This window comes from Paenibacillus sp. Cedars (genome assembly GCF_003184205.1).
GTDB lineage: Bacteria > Bacillota > Bacilli > Paenibacillales > Paenibacillaceae > Paenibacillus_AQ > Paenibacillus_AQ glucanolyticus.
The window spans coordinates 4,702,375-4,719,575 of record NZ_CP020866.1; the positions used below are offsets into that span (position 1 = coordinate 4,702,375).

The 17,201-nt window shown below is 50.2% G+C and carries 18 protein-coding genes and 1 pseudogene; 6 read left to right on the forward strand and 13 right to left on the reverse strand.

Annotated elements, in window-relative coordinates; all coding sequences use genetic code 11:
- Positions 1-105 precede the first annotated feature (105 nt).
- The gene (locus tag B9D94_RS23295; protein WP_063478737.1) at positions 106-654 is read right to left on the reverse strand and encodes an NAD(P)H-dependent oxidoreductase; all 549 of its coding nucleotides are present in this window, start codon (positions 652-654) and stop codon (positions 106-108) included.
- Positions 655-903: 249 nt separating this feature from the next.
- Here B9D94_RS23295 and B9D94_RS23300 point away from each other — a divergent pair, with 249 nt between their 5' ends.
- The 4 genes from B9D94_RS23300 to B9D94_RS23315 all read left to right on the forward strand — a co-directional run bounded on the left by B9D94_RS23300 (position 904) and on the right by B9D94_RS23315 (position 3,958).
- Positions 904-1,290: a winged helix-turn-helix transcriptional regulator gene (locus B9D94_RS23300; RefSeq protein ID WP_063478736.1), complete on the forward strand. Its 387-nt coding sequence runs from the start codon at positions 904-906 to the stop codon at positions 1,288-1,290.
- A gap of 203 nt (positions 1,291-1,493) precedes the next feature.
- Complete coding sequence (locus B9D94_RS23305; protein WP_036641037.1) at positions 1,494-2,039, forward strand: PadR family transcriptional regulator; 546 nt, start codon at positions 1,494-1,496, stop codon at positions 2,037-2,039.
- 42 nt (positions 2,040-2,081) lie between these two features.
- A complete protein-coding gene (locus B9D94_RS23310; protein ID WP_148248080.1) occupies positions 2,082-3,233 on the forward strand; it encodes an MFS transporter in 1,152 nt (383 codons plus the stop codon).
- Between the two features lie 98 nt (positions 3,234-3,331).
- The gene (locus tag B9D94_RS23315) at positions 3,332-3,958 is read left to right on the forward strand and encodes a DUF3298 and DUF4163 domain-containing protein (RefSeq protein ID WP_148248081.1); all 627 of its coding nucleotides are present in this window, start codon (positions 3,332-3,334) and stop codon (positions 3,956-3,958) included.
- Positions 3,959-4,079: 121 nt separating this feature from the next.
- Here B9D94_RS23315 and htpG read toward each other — a convergent pair whose 3' ends face one another.
- The 7 genes from htpG to B9D94_RS23350 all read right to left on the reverse strand — a co-directional run bounded on the left by htpG (position 4,080) and on the right by B9D94_RS23350 (position 10,824).
- On the reverse strand, positions 4,080-5,957 hold the full coding sequence (gene htpG / locus B9D94_RS23320; protein WP_148248082.1) for a molecular chaperone HtpG: 1,878 nt from the start codon (positions 5,955-5,957) through the stop codon (positions 4,080-4,082).
- 254 nt (positions 5,958-6,211) lie between these two features.
- Positions 6,212-6,598: an MFS transporter gene (locus B9D94_RS23325; protein ID WP_253806020.1), complete on the reverse strand. Its 387-nt coding sequence runs from the start codon at positions 6,596-6,598 to the stop codon at positions 6,212-6,214.
- Between the two features lie 143 nt (positions 6,599-6,741).
- Positions 6,742-6,939 (reverse strand): hypothetical protein, encoded by a 198-nt coding sequence (locus B9D94_RS23330; protein ID WP_006208479.1) that lies wholly within the window; start codon positions 6,937-6,939, stop codon positions 6,742-6,744.
- 19 nt (positions 6,940-6,958) lie between these two features.
- A complete protein-coding gene (locus B9D94_RS23335; RefSeq protein WP_148248083.1) occupies positions 6,959-8,167 on the reverse strand; it encodes a hypothetical protein in 1,209 nt (402 codons plus the stop codon).
- Positions 8,164-8,631, reverse strand: coding sequence for an RNA polymerase sigma factor (locus B9D94_RS23340; protein WP_006208477.1), 468 nt, complete (start codon positions 8,629-8,631; stop codon positions 8,164-8,166). Before B9D94_RS23340 ends, B9D94_RS23335 begins: the two co-directional genes overlap by 4 nt.
- Positions 8,632-9,213: 582 nt before the next feature.
- The gene (locus B9D94_RS23345) at positions 9,214-10,170 is read right to left on the reverse strand and encodes an NAD-dependent epimerase/dehydratase family protein (protein WP_036641021.1); all 957 of its coding nucleotides are present in this window, start codon (positions 10,168-10,170) and stop codon (positions 9,214-9,216) included.
- Between the two features lie 135 nt (positions 10,171-10,305).
- Positions 10,306-10,824 carry a TetR/AcrR family transcriptional regulator gene (locus tag B9D94_RS23350; RefSeq protein ID WP_148248848.1) on the reverse strand — a complete coding sequence of 173 codons (519 nt, stop codon included), beginning with the start codon at positions 10,822-10,824 and terminating at the stop codon, positions 10,306-10,308.
- A gap of 340 nt (positions 10,825-11,164) precedes the next feature.
- On the opposite strand from B9D94_RS23350, the pseudogene B9D94_RS23355 reads away from it, so the two are divergent.
- A pseudogene (locus tag B9D94_RS23355) lies at positions 11,165-11,451 on the forward strand (TipAS antibiotic-recognition domain-containing protein); the annotation flags it as partial.
- 157 nt (positions 11,452-11,608) lie between these two features.
- Positions 11,609-12,079, forward strand: a complete 471-nt coding sequence (locus B9D94_RS23360) for a DinB family protein (protein ID WP_148248084.1) — start codon at positions 11,609-11,611, stop codon at positions 12,077-12,079.
- A gap of 160 nt (positions 12,080-12,239) precedes the next feature.
- Here B9D94_RS23360 and B9D94_RS23365 read toward each other — a convergent pair whose 3' ends face one another.
- The 5 genes from B9D94_RS23365 to B9D94_RS23385 all read right to left on the reverse strand — a co-directional run bounded on the left by B9D94_RS23365 (position 12,240) and on the right by B9D94_RS23385 (position 17,195).
- Positions 12,240-12,962: a nucleoside phosphorylase gene (locus B9D94_RS23365; RefSeq protein WP_148248085.1), complete on the reverse strand. Its 723-nt coding sequence runs from the start codon at positions 12,960-12,962 to the stop codon at positions 12,240-12,242.
- Position 12,963: 1 nt separating this feature from the next.
- Positions 12,964-13,638, reverse strand: coding sequence for a sulfite oxidase-like oxidoreductase (locus B9D94_RS23370; protein ID WP_036641015.1), 675 nt, complete (start codon positions 13,636-13,638; stop codon positions 12,964-12,966).
- 89 nt (positions 13,639-13,727) lie between these two features.
- The gene (locus tag B9D94_RS23375; RefSeq protein ID WP_036641013.1) at positions 13,728-14,651 is read right to left on the reverse strand and encodes an ABC transporter permease; all 924 of its coding nucleotides are present in this window, start codon (positions 14,649-14,651) and stop codon (positions 13,728-13,730) included.
- Entirely contained in the window at positions 14,635-15,702 is a 1,068-nt protein-coding gene (locus tag B9D94_RS23380) for an ABC transporter permease (RefSeq protein WP_036641012.1), read from the reverse strand. Before B9D94_RS23380 ends, B9D94_RS23375 begins: the two co-directional genes overlap by 17 nt.
- The gene (locus B9D94_RS23385; RefSeq protein ID WP_063478721.1) at positions 15,702-17,195 is read right to left on the reverse strand and encodes an ABC transporter ATP-binding protein; all 1,494 of its coding nucleotides are present in this window, start codon (positions 17,193-17,195) and stop codon (positions 15,702-15,704) included. The genes B9D94_RS23380 and B9D94_RS23385 overlap by 1 nt, the downstream gene beginning before the upstream one ends.
- Between the last annotated feature and the right edge of the window lie 6 nt (positions 17,196-17,201).

Here is a 17,201-nt window from a genome sequence, read left to right on the forward strand (position 1 = left end):
AAACGCATAGGCATTGCTTCAGATCAAATCCTGTGACTCTATCATGCCCTTCATCGTTTGAGTTGGCAAGAGCCCATGTTCTATCCGTTATTGTTCACACGTGTCTTAATATCGACTCTCCACAATGGCCGGTGCAAGTACCTGGTCCGCATACCTGTGAGCCTCTGCCTGAAGTACTTCGTCACTTATCCGATCGACGTTATACGCCACGAATGCAGGCAGATAATTCACTTTGCACCGGTTCAACGTGGCTTGAATCGGACGCAGCAGTTCACTTGCGGTATACCAATTGTCGCCACCTGCACGATACCCTTGTTCCAAGCCTGCCGCCGTGGTCGCCAGCATAAATTCCTTCCCCCTCAGACTGTTGCCTTCCGGTCCGAACGCCCACCCGAAGGTGAGCACGTCATCGAACCATTTCTTCAGCAGGGGCGGGCAGCTGTACCAGTAAAACGGAAATTGGAACACCACCCGATCATACTGGAGAATAAGCTGCTGCTCCCGCTCGATATCAATATTCCAGTCCGGATACTCCTTATAAAGATCCCGAATATCTACATTTCCATTTGTATTCTGCTTGGCTTGCTGCATCAAGGCGCGATTGGCACGCGAGTTCTCTAGATTCGGATGAGCCACAATCACCATAATTTTCATAATCAGTTCTCCTGTCCGGTTTGGTTTGTTTGACACCCCCATTATGTTTCGGATTGGTAGCTTTGAAAAGTACGCTCTTTTTATGTACTTAGTCCGGTTCATCGTACATATTCATGCCATGCATAGTACGAAAAAACGTACTAAGTATGATAAAGAATAGTACTGGGTTTAAACCGAATACTATGCTAAAGTATCAACCATCAAGCCTATCCAATGATCAAATACGGACTTCCGCTGGGAGATGAGAATATGAGAACAACGAGTCATGAGGAGTTTAAAACCAAAGGCATACTGACCACGCTGCAATTAATAGGCGGCAAGTGGAAGCCGCTGATTCTGTTTATACTGCTGCAGGACGGAACCAAGCGGTTCGGAGAGCTCAGACGTATGCTTCCAGGCGTTACCCAAGGCATGCTTACGAATCAGCTTCGTGAACTGGAACAGGATGGGCTCATTGTACGCAAGGTATATCAGGAGATTCCGCCCAAGGTGGAGTACTCTATCTCCGACCATGGGAAAACCTTGGACAGCGTTCTGGCAGACATGTGCACCTGGGGATTTCAGCATTTGGATTATATCGACCATGTAAACCGGCAAAGGGATGACAGCCATGAGAAAAATGCGGGCGGACTGTAAACGCAGCCCCCTTACATGCGAGATGGACTCCATTCTGGCATAGGGAGGGAATGGAGAATGGATAAAGCCGGTCCCGAGGGGAGCGGCTTTATCTGCTGTTTCAAGAGCAGATATTCAAAAAAATTTTTTTCTTCCAAGTATTGCTTTATATATCGTAACGATATATATTTGTGTCGTAACGATATATAATTGGAGGAACTCAGATGTATGAGCTTTTTGTATTAGGTGAATTGGTGACAGGTGATAAGCACGGATACATGCTTCAGGAAATTCTTAAAAATGCGGGCGGACCCTACCGCCAGATCAGTTCCGGCACGCTGTACCCTCTGCTCTCCCGCATGGTGGATAACGGATGGATCCATCTTAAGCTCGACGAAACCGGCGGAGGGAAGCGCCCCCGAAAAATCTATCAGATCACCGATGCCGGGCAGCAAAAATTCCTGGAGCTCATGGAGAAGCCGCTGGAATTCAACATGGATACGGAGCACCATTTCCATTTCAAAATGGTGTATTTCCGGTATGTTCCGAAGGAAATCCGATTGGCCTGTCTGGAGCAGTATTTGACTTATCTCGAAACCAATCTGAAACATGTGACGGAATTTGAAGCCGAGATCACGTTTTACAAGCCTGAGCCTGAGAAGCAGCGGCTTCAATTGATGAGAGTACTGGATCATCGGAGGCAGATGGGGCTAACGAATATCGAGTGGATCAGACAAGAAATCGAGGCTGTTAAATCCACCGAAGAATAGGGGTCAGCCTTAGCAGAGATTCAATATAAGGAGGAATAAGGAATGGAACGTTTATGGACGAAGTCGTTCATTCAGATGACAATCGGGATGTTATTTCTGTTTACGGGCTTCTATCTGCTGCTGCCCACGCTCCCCCTCTATATCAAGCACTTGGGCGGCTCGGAATCCCAGGTTGGATTGGCGGCCGGTGCGTTCACGCTAACGGCGGTTGTCTTTCGCCCGATTGTCGGGGGACTAGTGGACCGGTACGGCAGAAGGATATTTTATATTTGGGGCCTCCTATTGTTTGTCCTCTCGATGTATCTCTACGATTGGGTTGGCAGCATCCTGCTGCTGCTTGCGCTGCGAATCCTGCACGGTGCGAGTTGGGCTTTCTCGACAACCGCCATCGGAACGGTCATTACGGATTTAATCCCGGCCTCCCGACGCGGGGAAGGCATGGGGTGGTATGGAATGGCAATGACGGTTGCGATGGCGATCGGCCCCTTACTGGGCACGTATATCGTGGGTGGATATTCCTTTCGGACCTTGTTCCTGATTGCGGCCGGGCTATCCCTCATCGCGCTCATATTGGCCTATATGACCAGGGTTCCTTATGAAGCTAAACCCAGTGCTGGGCGGATTCAACTGGTCGAGAAATCCGTTCTTCCTGTCACGGCTGCAATCTTTTTCCTGGCTGTCGCATATGGCGGAATCACAACCTTTCTCCCGCTGTTTGCAGATTCCATCCGGGTCAATCCGGGAACTTTTTTCCTCGTATATGCAATCGCACTTACCCTGATTCGGCCCTTTGCCGGGAAGCTGTCAGACCGTTTCGGAGAAGCATTCATCATCATTCCATCCCTTATTGTCACGGCGGCAGCCCTGGTTGTCTTAAGTTTGTCAAGCGGATTACCTGGACTGGTTACAGCCGCAATCCTGTACGGTATCGGCTTCGGCTCGGCCCAGCCTGCACTTCAAGCAGCCACGCTCCGCATTGCTCCAGAGCATCGAAGAGGTGCAGCCAACGCCTCTTTCATGACGGCTTTCGATCTTGGTATCGGACTTGGCGCAATCCTCCTGGGCCTGGTATCCGAGCATATAGGCTATACGTATCTGTTCTCCGTAACCGCAGCCTCGGTCGTCGTTTCCTTAGCGATTTTCACAATCTTTGTGAGACGACTGCTCAAGCCTACAGACGTGGAAAAAACCTAAGGGTGCCGCGCCCGTTCATTCTCTCTCGTACCCGTAACCTCCGCACCCGCTTCCGAATAGGCTAACATAACTCATGTTAGATTGGAGCGATTGTACGCATGGCTCAATATGTACCACCGGTGAATATCCATACCCTCACGCATACGGCGCCCGGCCTTGTTATTCATTATCCGCAAGTATACGGCCTCGCGAATCGGCAGGTGGAGGACGTTATCAACCGGACTATACGGCAGCAAATCCAGGATATGCAGCATGCCCAGCAGCAGGTCCAGACGGGAACCCATCCGCAGACTACCGGAACTTTTGAGATTAAAACGAATGAGCGCGGCATTCTTAGCCTTGTTCTGACCAACTACACCTACTCCGAGCCTATGGCCCACGGTTATACGGTGACAAGAGCACTTACCTTCTCCACATTCACGGGAAAATCCTATGCCTTATCCGACCTGTTCCGTCCGGACTCCAATTATCAAGCCGTATTGGCGGCCGAGGTGAACCGTCAGATCAAGGCACGCAGCCTTCCTGTACTGGAGGGCACCCCGATTACCGTGTCCCCGAATCAGGACTTCTATCTGGCCGATAAATCACTGGTCCTCTTCTATCCGCTTTATGCCATCACGCCTTACTACGTCGGTTTTCCGATGTTCCCGATCTCGGTCTACGACCTGTTGGGCATGGCACCTGAGAACGGATTGTTATCGGATCTTGCGGCGGATGTGGTGTAACAATAGCGATCTGCACAGCACAATCGGGAGCAAGTCAAAAAAACAAACCCGAATCCCTGGCACCTTACACCAGAGTCTCGGGTTTGTCTGTTATCATCTCATGGTCGTTCGCTTTCGCTGCTTACACCATGATTTTGCAAATGTCATTCGTGAATTCCACCGGATCGGCAATCGGCAAGCCTTCGATCAGCAGCGCCTGATTATAGAGCAGATTCGTGTACAGCTTCAGCTTGTCCTGATCCCCCTGCAGTGCTTTCAGGGATGTAAACACCTCGTGGTTTGTGTTGATCTCCAGCACCTTGTCTGCCTGGATATCCTGTCCGTTCGGCATTGCCTTCAATATTTTCTCCATCTCAATGGATACATCGCCCTCTGTGGACAGGCATACCGGATGGGATTTCAGGCGTTTGGAGGCTTTAACGGATTTCACCTTGCCAGCCAAGAGGCCGCCCATGGCTTCAAAGAGCTCCTTGTTGTCGCTTTCTTCAGCTTCGTTCTCTTGCTTGTCGGCCTCTGAATCAATGCCAAGATCCCCGCTCGATACCGATTTGAATTCCTTCTCCTTGTATTTCATGAGCATCTTGATGGCAAACTCATCCACATCGTCGGTGAAGTACAGAATTTCATAGCCTTTATCCAGCACCATTTCCGTCTGCGGAAGCTTCTCGATCCGGTCAATGGAATCGCCGGACGCATAATAGATATATTTTTGATCCTCCGGCATTCTCGATACATACTCATCCAGCGAGACCAGCTTCTTCTCTTGGGAAGACGTGAACAGCAGCAGATCCTGAAGATCTTCCTTGTTCATGCCGTAGTCATTGTAGACGCCGAATTTCAAGCCTCTGCCAAAAGATTCAAAGAATTTCTCATAATTCTCTCTCTCGTCTTTCAGCATGCTTTGCAGCGCGCCCTTCACCTTGTTCTTGATGTTCTTTGCAATCAGCGTCAGCTGACGATCATGCTGGAGCATCTCGCGGGAGATGTTCAGAGATAGATCCTCCGAATCGACCATCCCCTTCACGAAGCTGAAATAATCCGGCAGCAGGTCGCCGCATTTGTCCATGATCAGGACGCCATTGGAATAGAGCTCAAGCCCCTTCTCGTATTCCTTGGTGTAATAATCGAAAGGCGTATTCTCGGGAATAAACAAAATCGCATTGTATACAACGGCACCGTCCGCTTTGACATGGATGTGCTTCAGCGGTTTATCGAAGCCGTAACGCTTCTCGTTGTAGAAATTCTCATAATCGGCGTCCGTCAGCTCGCCCTTGTTCTTGCGCCAGATCGGCACCATGCTGTTGATGGTCTGCTCTTCCTGAACTTCCTCGAACTCGTTCTCGGCATCCTCCTTCGGACGCTGCGTTTTCACGTCCATCTTGATCGGATAACGGATGAAGTCGGAGTACTTCTTAACGATGGCTCTCAGGCGGTATTCTTCCAAATATTCATCATACTGATCGTCTTCCGTATTCCCTTTGATCTTCAGCACGATCTCGGTTCCGATGGATTCCTTCTCAGCCGGTGTTAGGGTATACCCTTCCGCACCTTCGGATTCCCACTTGAACGCCTCGTCGCTGCCGAGGGCTCGGCTTGTCACGGTAACCACATCAGCAACCATGAACGCGGAATAGAAGCCGACACCGAATTGGCCAATAATGTTGTGGCCGTCCTTCGCTTCATTCTCGCTCTTGAACGCAAGGGATCCGCTCTTCGCGATGACGCCGAGGTTGTTCTCCAGGTCTTCCTTCGTCATTCCGATCCCTGTATCGGTAATGGTCAGTGTGCGGCTTGCTTTATCTGCGGTAATCTTAACGTAGTAATCTTCTTTGTTAAAGGTCAAGTTGTCGTCGGTCAGAGCTTTATAATAAATCTTGTCAATCGCGTCGCTGGCATTTGAAATCAGCTCACGCAGAAAAATTTCACGCTGCGTATAGATGGAATTGATCATCATCTCGAGCAGCCGTTTGGACTCAGCTTTAAACTGTTTTTTCGCCATGAAAAAATCTCCCTTCCAATCTGAACGAGGTTTCATTTAGCACTCTAGTCAGAAGAGTGCTAACACTTCTTCTATTTAAACATGTACCAATTTTTGATGTCAATATATTTGGAGACTTTCTGCGGAACAAAATAGGAACACGGCAGCCGATCAGCATAACACCGGACTTCTATGTGAATATCGGGAATAACCCTGTAACCGTAAAAAGGCCGCCTGAAAAGGTCAATTCGACCCTTTAGACAGCCTCTTCTTATTCACGGCTCCATACTGCTGCTTAATCTCTTGGATAGGACCGGACGTATCCACCACACGTAATACAGACCGCATACCAGCAGCACCCCGGCTGTGGCCAGGAAGGGGAGCCGGTAATCCTGCCGGGCCAGGATCAGGCCGGAAACCAGCGTTGCCCCGGACGATCCTAAACTCCGGAATACCGATCTCATGCCGGCATACAGATTCCGCTCCTGTTCATGAAACGCAGACATCAGCAGACTGTCCAGCAGATTGGACAGCATCGTCACACCTCCGCCCCGCAGCAGGAACAGTGCTACAAACAGCCACACGGGCAGGATCATGGATAAAGCGGCAAACAGCAAAATATTGACGATGAATACCGAAAGAACACGTAAATAGGTAACCATAATAAACAGCTGCCTCTGGACAGCTGCTCGAACTCACTTTTTTGCAAAAGGATCCGTTTGCCTCGCAATCAAAAATCGCCGACACGCATCGCATCGACGATTATCCGTATACATAGGGTTCTTGCTCAACCGGTTACTCCGGATTAGAGCATTCTTCTTCCCATCATGATGATGGTTTCCAGTAGTGACTTCCATTTTCCATCGGCTTTACGCGCAGCCACTGTTGCGTGGTCTGTCGTCTTGCGTGTAAGACTCCATTTTGTTGCCAGCTGGCATCGTTCCACTTCCTGACGGAGGTCGAGAATATGCTGCTTGGCAATATCTTCATTATTAATATTCATGGTTCATTCCTCTTCTCTTTTATAACGATAACATTCCGACATTACCAATACCTGCAAGCTCCTCTTCCGTCCCCTTCACTATAATACTGCCATTGTTCACTCTAAGGTAAGGGTACAAAATGCCTTTAATTCTTTTTTCCCCGACAACCACATCTCCGAAGAGATCCAGCGATGAGATCGAATGTTTAATATCGTCCTCCGTTACATCGTCATCAAGAATGAATGTTCCATCTACAATAAAGGTTACTGGTTGTTCCAAAGCCAACAGCTGATCCTTCGACCAAGTCTCCTCACCGCTAACGAAAATAAAAGACTGCTCATAACTTAAAATTTCGGTATTCAGATTCGGGCAGCGTTCCCATATCAAATCCTCGATATCCTCGCTGCATATGATGAATGACGTGGACTGTATCTCTGATATAGCACGGCTGAAGGCATCACGTGTCACATCAGCCTCCATAATGATCGGTTGTTTGGTGTAGAACTTGTGGCCGTTGAATCGGCGAATGGTTCTTGCATTTAGTCTCAATGGCTTGGTTACATATTCGAAGCCTGTCGGGATAACCTCCAAGGAACCATTGATCGCCTTCGCTTTATCATAGAAATATGGGGATTGGCTCTCATGAATAACAGCTTTGCCGTTCATACGAAGACTGTCAATCCCGGCTGCAAAACGCTCCATATCCAGGTCCTTATCCAGCTCCAGCACTCCGCTCATTACCAGACTGATGGGGTCGGTGATGGAGGCCAGATAGGCATTGTTCAATTTCAGTTTTCCCGACTCGAATCTGGGCTCATACTGATAGGCGTAAATCTCCGCGCTGGCTCCTCCAACTTTAAGAAGCGCTGAGGTAACGACACCCGCCAGATGCTGGGGAGTATACACCTCGCCGTTGACCACCAGATGAAGATTACCGCTCTGGAACGCCTCAAAGGAGACTTCTTTGTCGATGATAACCGTGCCATTAACAAATACACGATCCGGGTGATCCAGCTGCTTAAAATATTCCTCATTCAGTCGCAGCGTCCCGTTGTAATAACGGTGACCTGCCGGAATTTCAAGCGTTTTGCCGATATTGCCTGCATTCTTCAGCATCGTCAGGAGGTGCGCCGTTTCTGCCCGGTATATGACGATGCCCACGTTGCCGATCCGTTCAATGCTTTTTACACTTTCCTCCGTTGCCTGTGTCAAATCCAGCATGCCTACATTTCCAATCATTTTGCTCATTTCATATCTTCCTCCCATATTTTTCTTAATTTCTTGATGGCGGTTTGCAATTTGTAACGAACCGTTGCTGCGGGCATTCCGAGTTGTTCTCCAATTTCCTGGCTGGACATTCCGAGCCAAAAACGTTTAAATACGATGTCGCTTTGTGATTGCGGCAAGCGGGCAAGCCACTCGGTCGTCTCTATATTGCGGCTTGAAACGGGAAGCACCGCTGCATCCAGATCATCCTCCCACGATACAAGCCGCTTCTCCCGTCGGCTAATATCGATCATGCGATTTTTGATGACTCTGAAGAACCAGGCCTTTTGCTTATGAAGGGGCAGGTCCGCCAGATTTGGTTCCTTGAGGGCCTTCATAAAGGCATCCTGAACCAGATCGTCTGCTTCATAAGCGTGCTTGGCGATGGATCTGGCATAACGTGTTACGTCGTCCTTCAGGCTTTCATAGAGATCACATACTTCCATTAGCCAACCTCTCACTTTTCGAATTGTCTTTCTTGTTAATATAACGTTTGGGCAAAAGAAACTGATGGATTTTCTTTAAAAAAAATTTAATTCGGCATTGAGCCGGCTGTGAGTCTTCGTATAAAAAAGCGCTGACCGTGTTGACGGTCAGCGCTTTTTCAACAAAATTAATCCCACATGGAGAACAGCACCAGCAGAACAGTTGCCATACCCAGCATGAATGAGTATTTAGAAAACCAAATAGAACTCATCTCTTCCTTCACCCTGTATCCCTCCTCTTGTTTACGGATCACCCTAACTTTCCAGCTTGACTACCTCTAGCCCCACCAGCTGAGCGCACACAGCAGCATAACCGCTACAAAAAAACCATCCATAAATTTGAGCTGAAGTTTGGCCACCCGAATCACCTCCTTATAAAGGCACATGAACTTAAACTGAAATAGGTTATTCTATGATTTTGCATAAATTTATTGATTGACCAATTACTTTTTAAAAAATCTGCTCCGCCTGCTCCGTATCTCCCCCCCCTATCCCCTCTGAAAATTCATGCAATTTTCCTTCTTCCTTCTCACTTGTCATTCCTCATGCTCGCTTTTCCATTAAACCACGCATCGTTTCCGTGATAGCCAGCTCATGGGGTGTCCAGGAAATCGGGCCGATCTGTCGCTCATATTTATCACCGCTCAGCACCAAGGGCTCCTCCGTCAGATACAGCATCTCTACCACCTCTTTCATCACCGGATTGAACAACCCGATCAGGGACAGCCCGATCCGCCCCAGCGGCATAACCGCCTTCCGCTTCCCGACAGCCCTCTGCGCAATCCGCACCAGCTCATGTCCCGAGATCACGTCTGGTCCGGGAATATGCCAGTTCTGTCCGTAGGATTCTTCCCTCGCCGCCACCTCGACGATCATCCGTGCGGCATCCGGCAAATAAACGTATTCACGGGGAACCCTCATATTGCCTACGAACGCAGTTGGCTTGCCTGCGGCAATGGCTTCCATGGTCACGGATAGATAGGATGCCTGGGCAGAGGGACCGTAATAGTCGGGAAGCCGTACGATCAGTGGTCGTGCCTTATGCCACCGCGATGAGAAGATCAATTCCTCGTAAGCCAGCCTCACCTTGCCCTTGCGAGTATGAGGTTTCTTGGGGTGTTCTTCTGTTGCCCTTTCCATTAAGCGGCGACCGTAAGGATAGATACCATCCACCACCACAACCTTGGCTCCCGTCTCCTCCGCTGCCTTCATCACCGACTCGCCTAGTGGCAGCAGCCTGGACTCCATCTCATGATAGGGAATATTGGCACTGTGAAAAATAATGTCCGCTTCTCCAGCAGCCCTTATGATATCCTCCGGTTTGAATGCATCCCCCGTCTCCAATGTGAGCAGAGGGGAATGGTTCAGTTGATCAGCCAGCTCATTCAGTTTCTTCATGGAGCGTCCGAAGGCTACCGTTTCGATTCCACGCTCAATCAGCTCTGCTGTCAATGGAGCTCCTACGCCACCTGTTGCACCCAATACAATCGCTTTTTGCATATAAATCTCTCCTTTTATTCAGTTATATTATTGATTGATCAATTACAATTACTGAAAAATATCATGCTCTTCCTGCACCGCGCATACAACTTCCATCATACGCGGTGTGGCACTAAAAAAGCGCCTGAGCATGCTTTATTTTTTGGGCATTAAATCCGGCATATCCATGGCCATGGCTGCATTACACAACATGCCCCGCGCCAGAAAATCGGAGATTTTCTTATCTGCGTCTTCAAAACCTGCTGACACAAAGGCATTTCCAACATGATCCCGTATCTCATTAATCCCCTGCTGCATCGCTTCGCGGATGGGTGCATCCTGAATCGTCTGTGCCTGCATCTGCAGCAGTATTTCACTGCGATAGGATTGCATGATCCCTTCGTAAGCCCGGATCAATCCCGATTCCAGTTCCTCAGGTGCAGATGAATCAATCACCACTTGAAATGCTTGCACGATGCGCTTCCAGGAGACAGACAACGACTCTACAAGCAGTGACTCCTTGGTGAAGAAGCGATAGACATAAGGCTGGGATATAGCCGCACGCTCGGCTACCTGAGCCGTGGTCGCGCGATAGTACCCGATCTCGGCAAACACCTCAATAGCTGCTGCCACGATATCATTCCGCCGATTGACAGAGGTTGAAGCTCTGGCCATCATATCGACCTCCCTTTCACTTTAACTTTAACTTCTGAACATCACTTGTATTCATTCATTATTGATTGACCAATTACTATTGAGTTTAGTATATATCGCCGATTTAATTTTCGCAACAGCTATTTTCTTGACCATCACGCTACGTCGTAGTTCATCATTCAAACTAATTTAAAACAGAGGTGAAGAAATGAAATACAATCCTTACGCTCAGATCAAGTATATCGAGAGTTTTGACATGCTCCACAAAAAGAAAAAAGTCGCGTTATTCAGACAAGCCAGTGTGGCTCCATTTATCGGAAAATGGAACATACTGAATATTCCTTTTTAAAGCGGAGGACTTCAAAAAGCGAGCCTGTTATCTGAATTTGAACAGCAGATGGAGAGATATTCAGAAAAATGGCATCCTGTATGAATCAATCCCCTTCTTCCGATGAAGTACAGCAATTGATCATCGAATGGAAAAGCTGTCTCGAACAATCCATTGTATGTGACTCTGAAATGTTAACATGTATTGCAAATACGTATACACGCGATAATCGCTACAAAAATTATATAAATCAATTCAGCGATGGTGACTTGGCCGAATATTTATATACTGCTATCTTGCATCATATTGATCATGGATAGAGGAGTTTTGCTTATCTTGTTCATCCTCCAATTTTGCGTAAGCTGCTCCCGATCGGGAAGGATTCCCGTATCTCTTGACGAACTGTTTACAAGTACTGGCACCATAAATCGCAGTTCCCAAGTTCTATATTCTATCATCGATCAAGGAGGTTAAATCATGAGTCATGAAGGTCAGCAACAATTCGAACGGTGGCGCAAGCATCGCACGGTACTCAATCAACTGCTGGAGGATGTACACACTGAGCATTTAGATTATAAACCTTGGCAGGATGCCTACACTTTGGGTGCATTGGCTGTTCACATTGCCGCCTCCTCCGAGATGTTCCTGCTGTCTATCAAAAATGGCACCTTCTCTCCACCTTCTATCTCTACCCAGTTCGAAACGATTGAGGACATTAGAAATATCGTCCAAGCTTCAACCGATGCTACAACAGCCGCTTATGCGGAATTGTCGAATGCGGAGCTGGAGAAACCGCTCGACTTTAACGGATTTGCAGCCCCTGGATCAGTATGGCTGGGCAGCATGGTGGACCATGAAATCCACCATAAGGGGCAGCTGTTTACTTATGCACGGGCCGCAGGCGTTGCGAAGGTCCCTTTCTTCACTGTGCAGCCGGCAAAACAGTAACGGCCGCGGGGTTCGGGCTGTGGGCGCCCGGACTTGGCGATGCAAAGTCCCTATTTGGGACTTGCACGGGCCGCAGGCGCCCGGGCCGCCTGCCTTCACGCACAAATAAAAAGCCGATTTCCCTAAGCTCTCTCGGGAAATCGGCTTTTTATCTTACCCACTACCCTTGCTTCGCCACAGCTTGCAAGGCCGTGTTAATCTCGCGTTCCACTGCGTCGGCAACTACGTTGGTGTTCGGATCGTACTCGGCCGCCAGATCGGCATCGGCAAAGCCGTCCATCGCCACGATTGCGCCAGCACGAACGCCGCGGATGGCTGCAACGACATACAATGCCGCAATTTCCATCTCTACACCCAGTGCCCCGGCCGCTTTATATTTCTGGTGCGGCACTTCTTCAACGCCGTTAAAGAACACGTCCAGCGTGACCGTAATTCCCTTGCGCACCACGCCTTCGCCGATCGCAAGCGCTGTTTCGTACAGCGCCTCCGCAACCTGGCTGTCCGCGACCGCAGGGAAGCCGTCCGGCACCAGCTGCTTCGTCAGCCCGTCCGTACGGATCGCAGCGGTGCTGACCACAAGGCTTCCCGCAGGGGTATCCGCCCGGTAGGATCCGGCGGTGCCCACGCGAATGAGTGTCTTCGCTCCAGCGCGGATCAGCTCCTCGAAACAAACCGCAGCTCCCGGACATCCAACGCCGTGGCTGGTAACCGCCAGCTCAATGCCTTCGTAGCTCCCCACAAAAGTGCGGTACTCGCGGCTGAATGCCAGCTCGCGCGCACCTGTGAGCTTACGGGAAATCGTCTCCGCACGTTTCGGATCGCCGCAGACGATCACAAATTCAGGTATATCCTCTGAGTTCACTTGCAAAATAGGCATCAACATATTAGTCAAACTCCTTATGTGTCCATTCATCTTCAGGTATATCCAGTGCTTCGCCGCTGAACCGCTCTTCCTTAAACGGATCCGCTTCGTTATGGAAGCCATTGCGTTCCCAGAAGCCCGGGCGGTCTTCCTTCATAAACTCGATGCCGCGCAGCCACTTCGCGCTCTTCCAGAAATAACGATGCGGTACGACCGTGCGAAGCGGCCAACCATGCTTGTCCGTCAGCGGCTCGCCATTGAAGCGGTAGGCGAGCATCACATTGTCCATAAGCAGATCCTCGATCGGCACATTCGTATCGTAATCGGGATCGGCATGAAACATGACGTATTTGGCTTCCGGCTTCACATTGAGGCCCGCGAGGAAATCCCGGAACAGGATTCCTTCCCAAACCGTATCGAATTTGGACCAACGCGTAACACAGTGAATATCGGTGTTCACTGTTACCGTTGGCATGGCCATTAAATCTTCATAAGTAAACGTCAGTTCCTCTTCGACCTCGCCGAATACCTTGAGTCTCCATTCCGACATGTCGTAGCGAGGAACGTCCCCTTCATGCAGGATAGGAAACTTTTCGGTCAGCGTCTGCCCCGGCGGCAGTTTGGCACGCTGTTCATCCGTTAGGTTATTAGCTGCCACCGGCTTCATTTTTTTCAAACGTTCTGCTTTTTTGTGCACCAAGTTCATCTCCTCTATGCTGGATCGTATCCACAACCGCTTAACGTCTGGAGGACTCAATACAGGTTATCGCGGCGCGGCGTGTGCGCCTATCTGGAGCTTGAGCCCTGCTTCAGTGCATCCTGCTGGAAGCTTTTATTCTTAAAGAAGAACATGGCCAGAATCGTGACGACATAAGGCAGCATCTGCGTGAAATGTGTAGGCAGTGCGAGGCCCTGGAACCGGATGCTCAGTGCATCCATAAAGCCGAACAGCAGGCTTGCCGCCGTAACGCCAAGCGGACCCGATTGGCCCAGCATCGTTGCCACCAGCGCAATAAAGCCGCGCCCGGCCGTCATGCCTTCTGTAAACATCGTCACCTGTCCAAGTGACAGCTGCGCGCCTGCAAGCGCACATAACACGCCGCTGGCCAGCACAGCGCCATACTGATAACGTCTTACGCGGATTCCCACGCTTTTGGCAGCGAGTGGATTCTCACCTGCAGCCAGGAAACGGAAGCCGCTCTTTGTGCGATAGAAATAATACCACATCAAGCCCGCAATCAAAAAGGACAGATATACAAGAGGTGTCAGACCAGCCAGGATCGGACCCAGCACCGGAATGTCCTCGATAATCGGTATGTTCCATTTCGGCAGTCCCACCATCGTATTATCATAAAATGCGCCTTTTACGTCAAAAATAGCCCGTAAGCTAAATGTCGTCAATCCGGCAGCCAAGGCATTCATCGCGATACCAACCACAATGACGTTGGCCTGCAGATTGATGCTGAGATAGGCAAATATAAAGGAAAATATCGAGACGATCGCAATCGCGAACAAAATCGCATAAAAGACATTACCGAAAAAGTAATTCCCCACCACGGCGGAAAAAGCACCCAACAGCATAAAGCCTTCCAGACCGACATTGAACAATCCGACGCGCGAACACAGGGCACCGCCGAGGGCTGCAAGCAGGATCGGAGTAAGCACACGCAGGGCCGAGTTGATTAATGCAAGATCAAACAGCTGTTCCATCGGATTTGTTCCCCTTTCTGCGCTTCAGGAAGCTGTATGTGAATCGGGCGGAAATAAACAGAATCAGCACGGCTTGTATAATGGCTCCCACTTCAAGCGGCACTTCCGTATTTCGTTCGACGCCCATGCCGCCTGTCTGCAATGCGGCCAAAAAAATCGATGCAATCAGCGTGCCGATCGGATGCGACCCTGCCAACAATGCAGCCATAATGCCCGTCCAAGCATAGTCAGCCGTGGATAATGCGCCATCAATATAACGATACTGAGAGCCCAGTATTTCAACAGCGCCGCCAAGACCAGCCAAGCCGCCGCTGAAGAACATCGCGCCAAGCATCATGGGACCACGCTTAACCCCGCCGAACAGGGCAAACAATGGATTGCCGCCAAGCATCCGGACCTCGTATCCGATCACGGAACGCTTCAATAATACGAATATAATTAACGCGGCAAGCACAGCCAGCACAAACCCTACGTGCAGCGGCATGCCGGAGATCAGCTTCGGCAGCCAGACACTGTTGTCCAGCATTTCGGACTGTGCCATCGCAGCAGAACCTGAACGGTCCTTCAGCGGATAGGCAACCAGATAACCCGCAAACAGTACAGCCACATAATTCAGCAGCAGCGTGGAGATCAGCAGGTTAACCCGGAATCTGGCGTCAAAATATCCGGCCATCACCGACCACAGACCACCCGCAACGATACCTGCAATGATGGCAACGATGCACACCAGCCAGCCGGGTCCCGGCATATATAAACCGACCAATGCGGCGGAAAGCGCACCAAACACCATCTGTCCTTCAGCACCCAGGTTAAAAAATCCGGCGCGGAATGCAAATGCCGCACCCAGACCAATCAGGATGATCGGCGTCGCCCGGGACAGCGTATTCGTGAAGAAATACATGCCGCCGAAGGCGCCCTTCCACATCTCTGCATAGGTCTCCAGAATATCGCCTCCGGCAATCATGATGGCAATCGCCCCCGCGAGCAAACCTACCATGATCGCCGCAATCGGCTGAAGCAGCGGAAGCGTCAATTTTGTCCATTTATTCATTACAAGGTTCCTCCCGCCATCAGCAGCCCCAATTTCTCTTCTGTCGCTTCCTTCGCTGACAACTCACCTGCAATCCGACCTTCAAACATAACCAGAACCCGATCGGACAGCTTCAAAATTTCCGTTAATTCAGAAGATACCAGCAGAATACCTGTCCCCTCTTCACGCCGCTTGAGCAGTTCACCATGAATGGTCTCCATGGCGCCGATATCAACGCCGCGCGTCGGTTCGGCAGCGATCAGGAACGGGGTTCCCTGCTCAAGTTCCCGGGCAACAATCAGCTTCTGCAGATTGCCGCCGGATAAATACTGGGTGCTTGTCTCCAGAGACCCCGTCTTGATGGAGAACTTCTGAACCCAACCGGAAACAAGCGAGCGGATGTCCTTCAGTTTAAGGAAGCCGCCCTTCTGCAAACGGCGATGGTGACCCATAAGTCCGGTATCCATCACGGTTGCCGTACGGTTAGCTCCCCATACATAACGATCCTCCGGAATGTGGGCTAACCCATGCTCTCTTATCTCACGCGTAGACATACCGGTAACATCCTTGCCCGATACGGCTATCCGGCCGCTGTCGGGCTGAGCCAAGCCGGAAATCACCTGTAGCAGCTCAGACTGACCGTTGCCGGAAATGCCGGCAACCCCGACAACCTCGCCTGCCCGGACTTGTATATTCACGCCATCCAGCACCGGCTTCCCTTTCGTTCCGCGAATCGAAACCTCCGATACCTCAAGCACCTTCTCACCCGGCGTTATCGTTTTCTTATCCAGCTCCGCTAACTCGCGGCCTACCATAAGGCGGGAGAGCTGACGGGCATCCGTGTTTCCCTTCTCCACAACGCCGGTAACCGCACCGTCGCGGAGCACCGTAATCCGGTCAGCCACATCCAGAACTTCATTCAGCTTGTGGCTAATCAGAATAAAGCTTTTGCCCTGTTTAGAGAGCTGTTTAATGGCCTCAAGGAGTTCCTGCACCTCAAGCGGCGTCAGCACGCCTGTCGGCTCATCCAGAATAATGATTTCGGCACCTTGATACAGCACCTTCAATATTTCAACCCGCTGCTGTACACCCGGTGCACTGCTGCTCACGATTGCGCGCGGATCAACCTTCATTCCGTATTGCTCACAGAGTCCATCCACCGTTTTCACCGCTTGCTTGCGGTCAAACCTGGCACCGGAGCCCGGCTCATTGCCAATCACGATATTCTCGGCAATTGTAAACGTAGGAAACAGCATAAAGTGCTGGTGAACCATGCCGATGCCGCCGCGAATCGCACCCTCCGGGCTCGCAAACGAAACTTCCTTGCCATTCAGCCGAATCGTACCCGAGGTTGGCTGCTCCATCCCGTACAATATCCGCATCAGCGTTGTTTTGCCTGCACCATTCTCCCCGACAATCGCATGAACCTCACCCGCACGCAGCGAAAAATCAATGCCGCGGTTTGCGCTAAACTCGCCATACTTTTTTGTAATATTGTCCATCTGGAGTAGCATCGAAGT

Bases quoted from the DNA above. Each gene is read 5' to 3' on its own strand.
- B9D94_RS23295 (WP_063478737.1), bottom strand. From the start codon at position 654: ATGAAAATTATGGTGATTGTGGCTCATCCGAATCTAGAGAACTCGCGT.
- B9D94_RS23300 (WP_063478736.1), top strand. From the start codon at position 904: ATGAGAACAACGAGTCATGAGGAGTTTAAAACCAAAGGCATACTGACC.
- B9D94_RS23305 (WP_036641037.1), top strand. From the start codon at position 1,494: ATGTATGAGCTTTTTGTATTAGGTGAATTGGTGACAGGTGATAAGCAC.
- B9D94_RS23310 (WP_148248080.1), top strand. From the start codon at position 2,082: ATGGAACGTTTATGGACGAAGTCGTTCATTCAGATGACAATCGGGATG.
- B9D94_RS23315 (WP_148248081.1), top strand. From the start codon at position 3,332: ATGGCTCAATATGTACCACCGGTGAATATCCATACCCTCACGCATACG.
- htpG (WP_148248082.1), bottom strand. From the start codon at position 5,957: ATGGCGAAAAAACAGTTTAAAGCTGAGTCCAAACGGCTGCTCGAGATG.
- B9D94_RS23325 (WP_253806020.1), bottom strand. From the start codon at position 6,598: ATGGTTACCTATTTACGTGTTCTTTCGGTATTCATCGTCAATATTTTG.
- B9D94_RS23330 (WP_006208479.1), bottom strand. From the start codon at position 6,939: ATGAATATTAATAATGAAGATATTGCCAAGCAGCATATTCTCGACCTC.
- B9D94_RS23335 (WP_148248083.1), bottom strand. From the start codon at position 8,167: ATGAGCAAAATGATTGGAAATGTAGGCATGCTGGATTTGACACAGGCA.
- B9D94_RS23340 (WP_006208477.1), bottom strand. From the start codon at position 8,631: ATGGAAGTATGTGATCTCTATGAAAGCCTGAAGGACGACGTAACACGT.
- B9D94_RS23345 (WP_036641021.1), bottom strand. From the start codon at position 10,170: ATGCAAAAAGCGATTGTATTGGGTGCAACAGGTGGCGTAGGAGCTCCA.
- B9D94_RS23350 (WP_148248848.1), bottom strand. From the start codon at position 10,824: ATGGCCAGAGCTTCAACCTCTGTCAATCGGCGGAATGATATCGTGGCA.
- B9D94_RS23360 (WP_148248084.1), top strand. From the start codon at position 11,609: ATGAGTCATGAAGGTCAGCAACAATTCGAACGGTGGCGCAAGCATCGC.
- B9D94_RS23365 (WP_148248085.1), bottom strand. From the start codon at position 12,962: ATGTTGATGCCTATTTTGCAAGTGAACTCAGAGGATATACCTGAATTT.
- B9D94_RS23375 (WP_036641013.1), bottom strand. From the start codon at position 14,651: ATGGAACAGCTGTTTGATCTTGCATTAATCAACTCGGCCCTGCGTGTG.
- B9D94_RS23380 (WP_036641012.1), bottom strand. From the start codon at position 15,702: ATGAATAAATGGACAAAATTGACGCTTCCGCTGCTTCAGCCGATTGCG.
- B9D94_RS23385 (WP_063478721.1), bottom strand. From the start codon at position 17,195: ATGCTACTCCAGATGGACAATATTACAAAAAAGTATGGCGAGTTTAGC.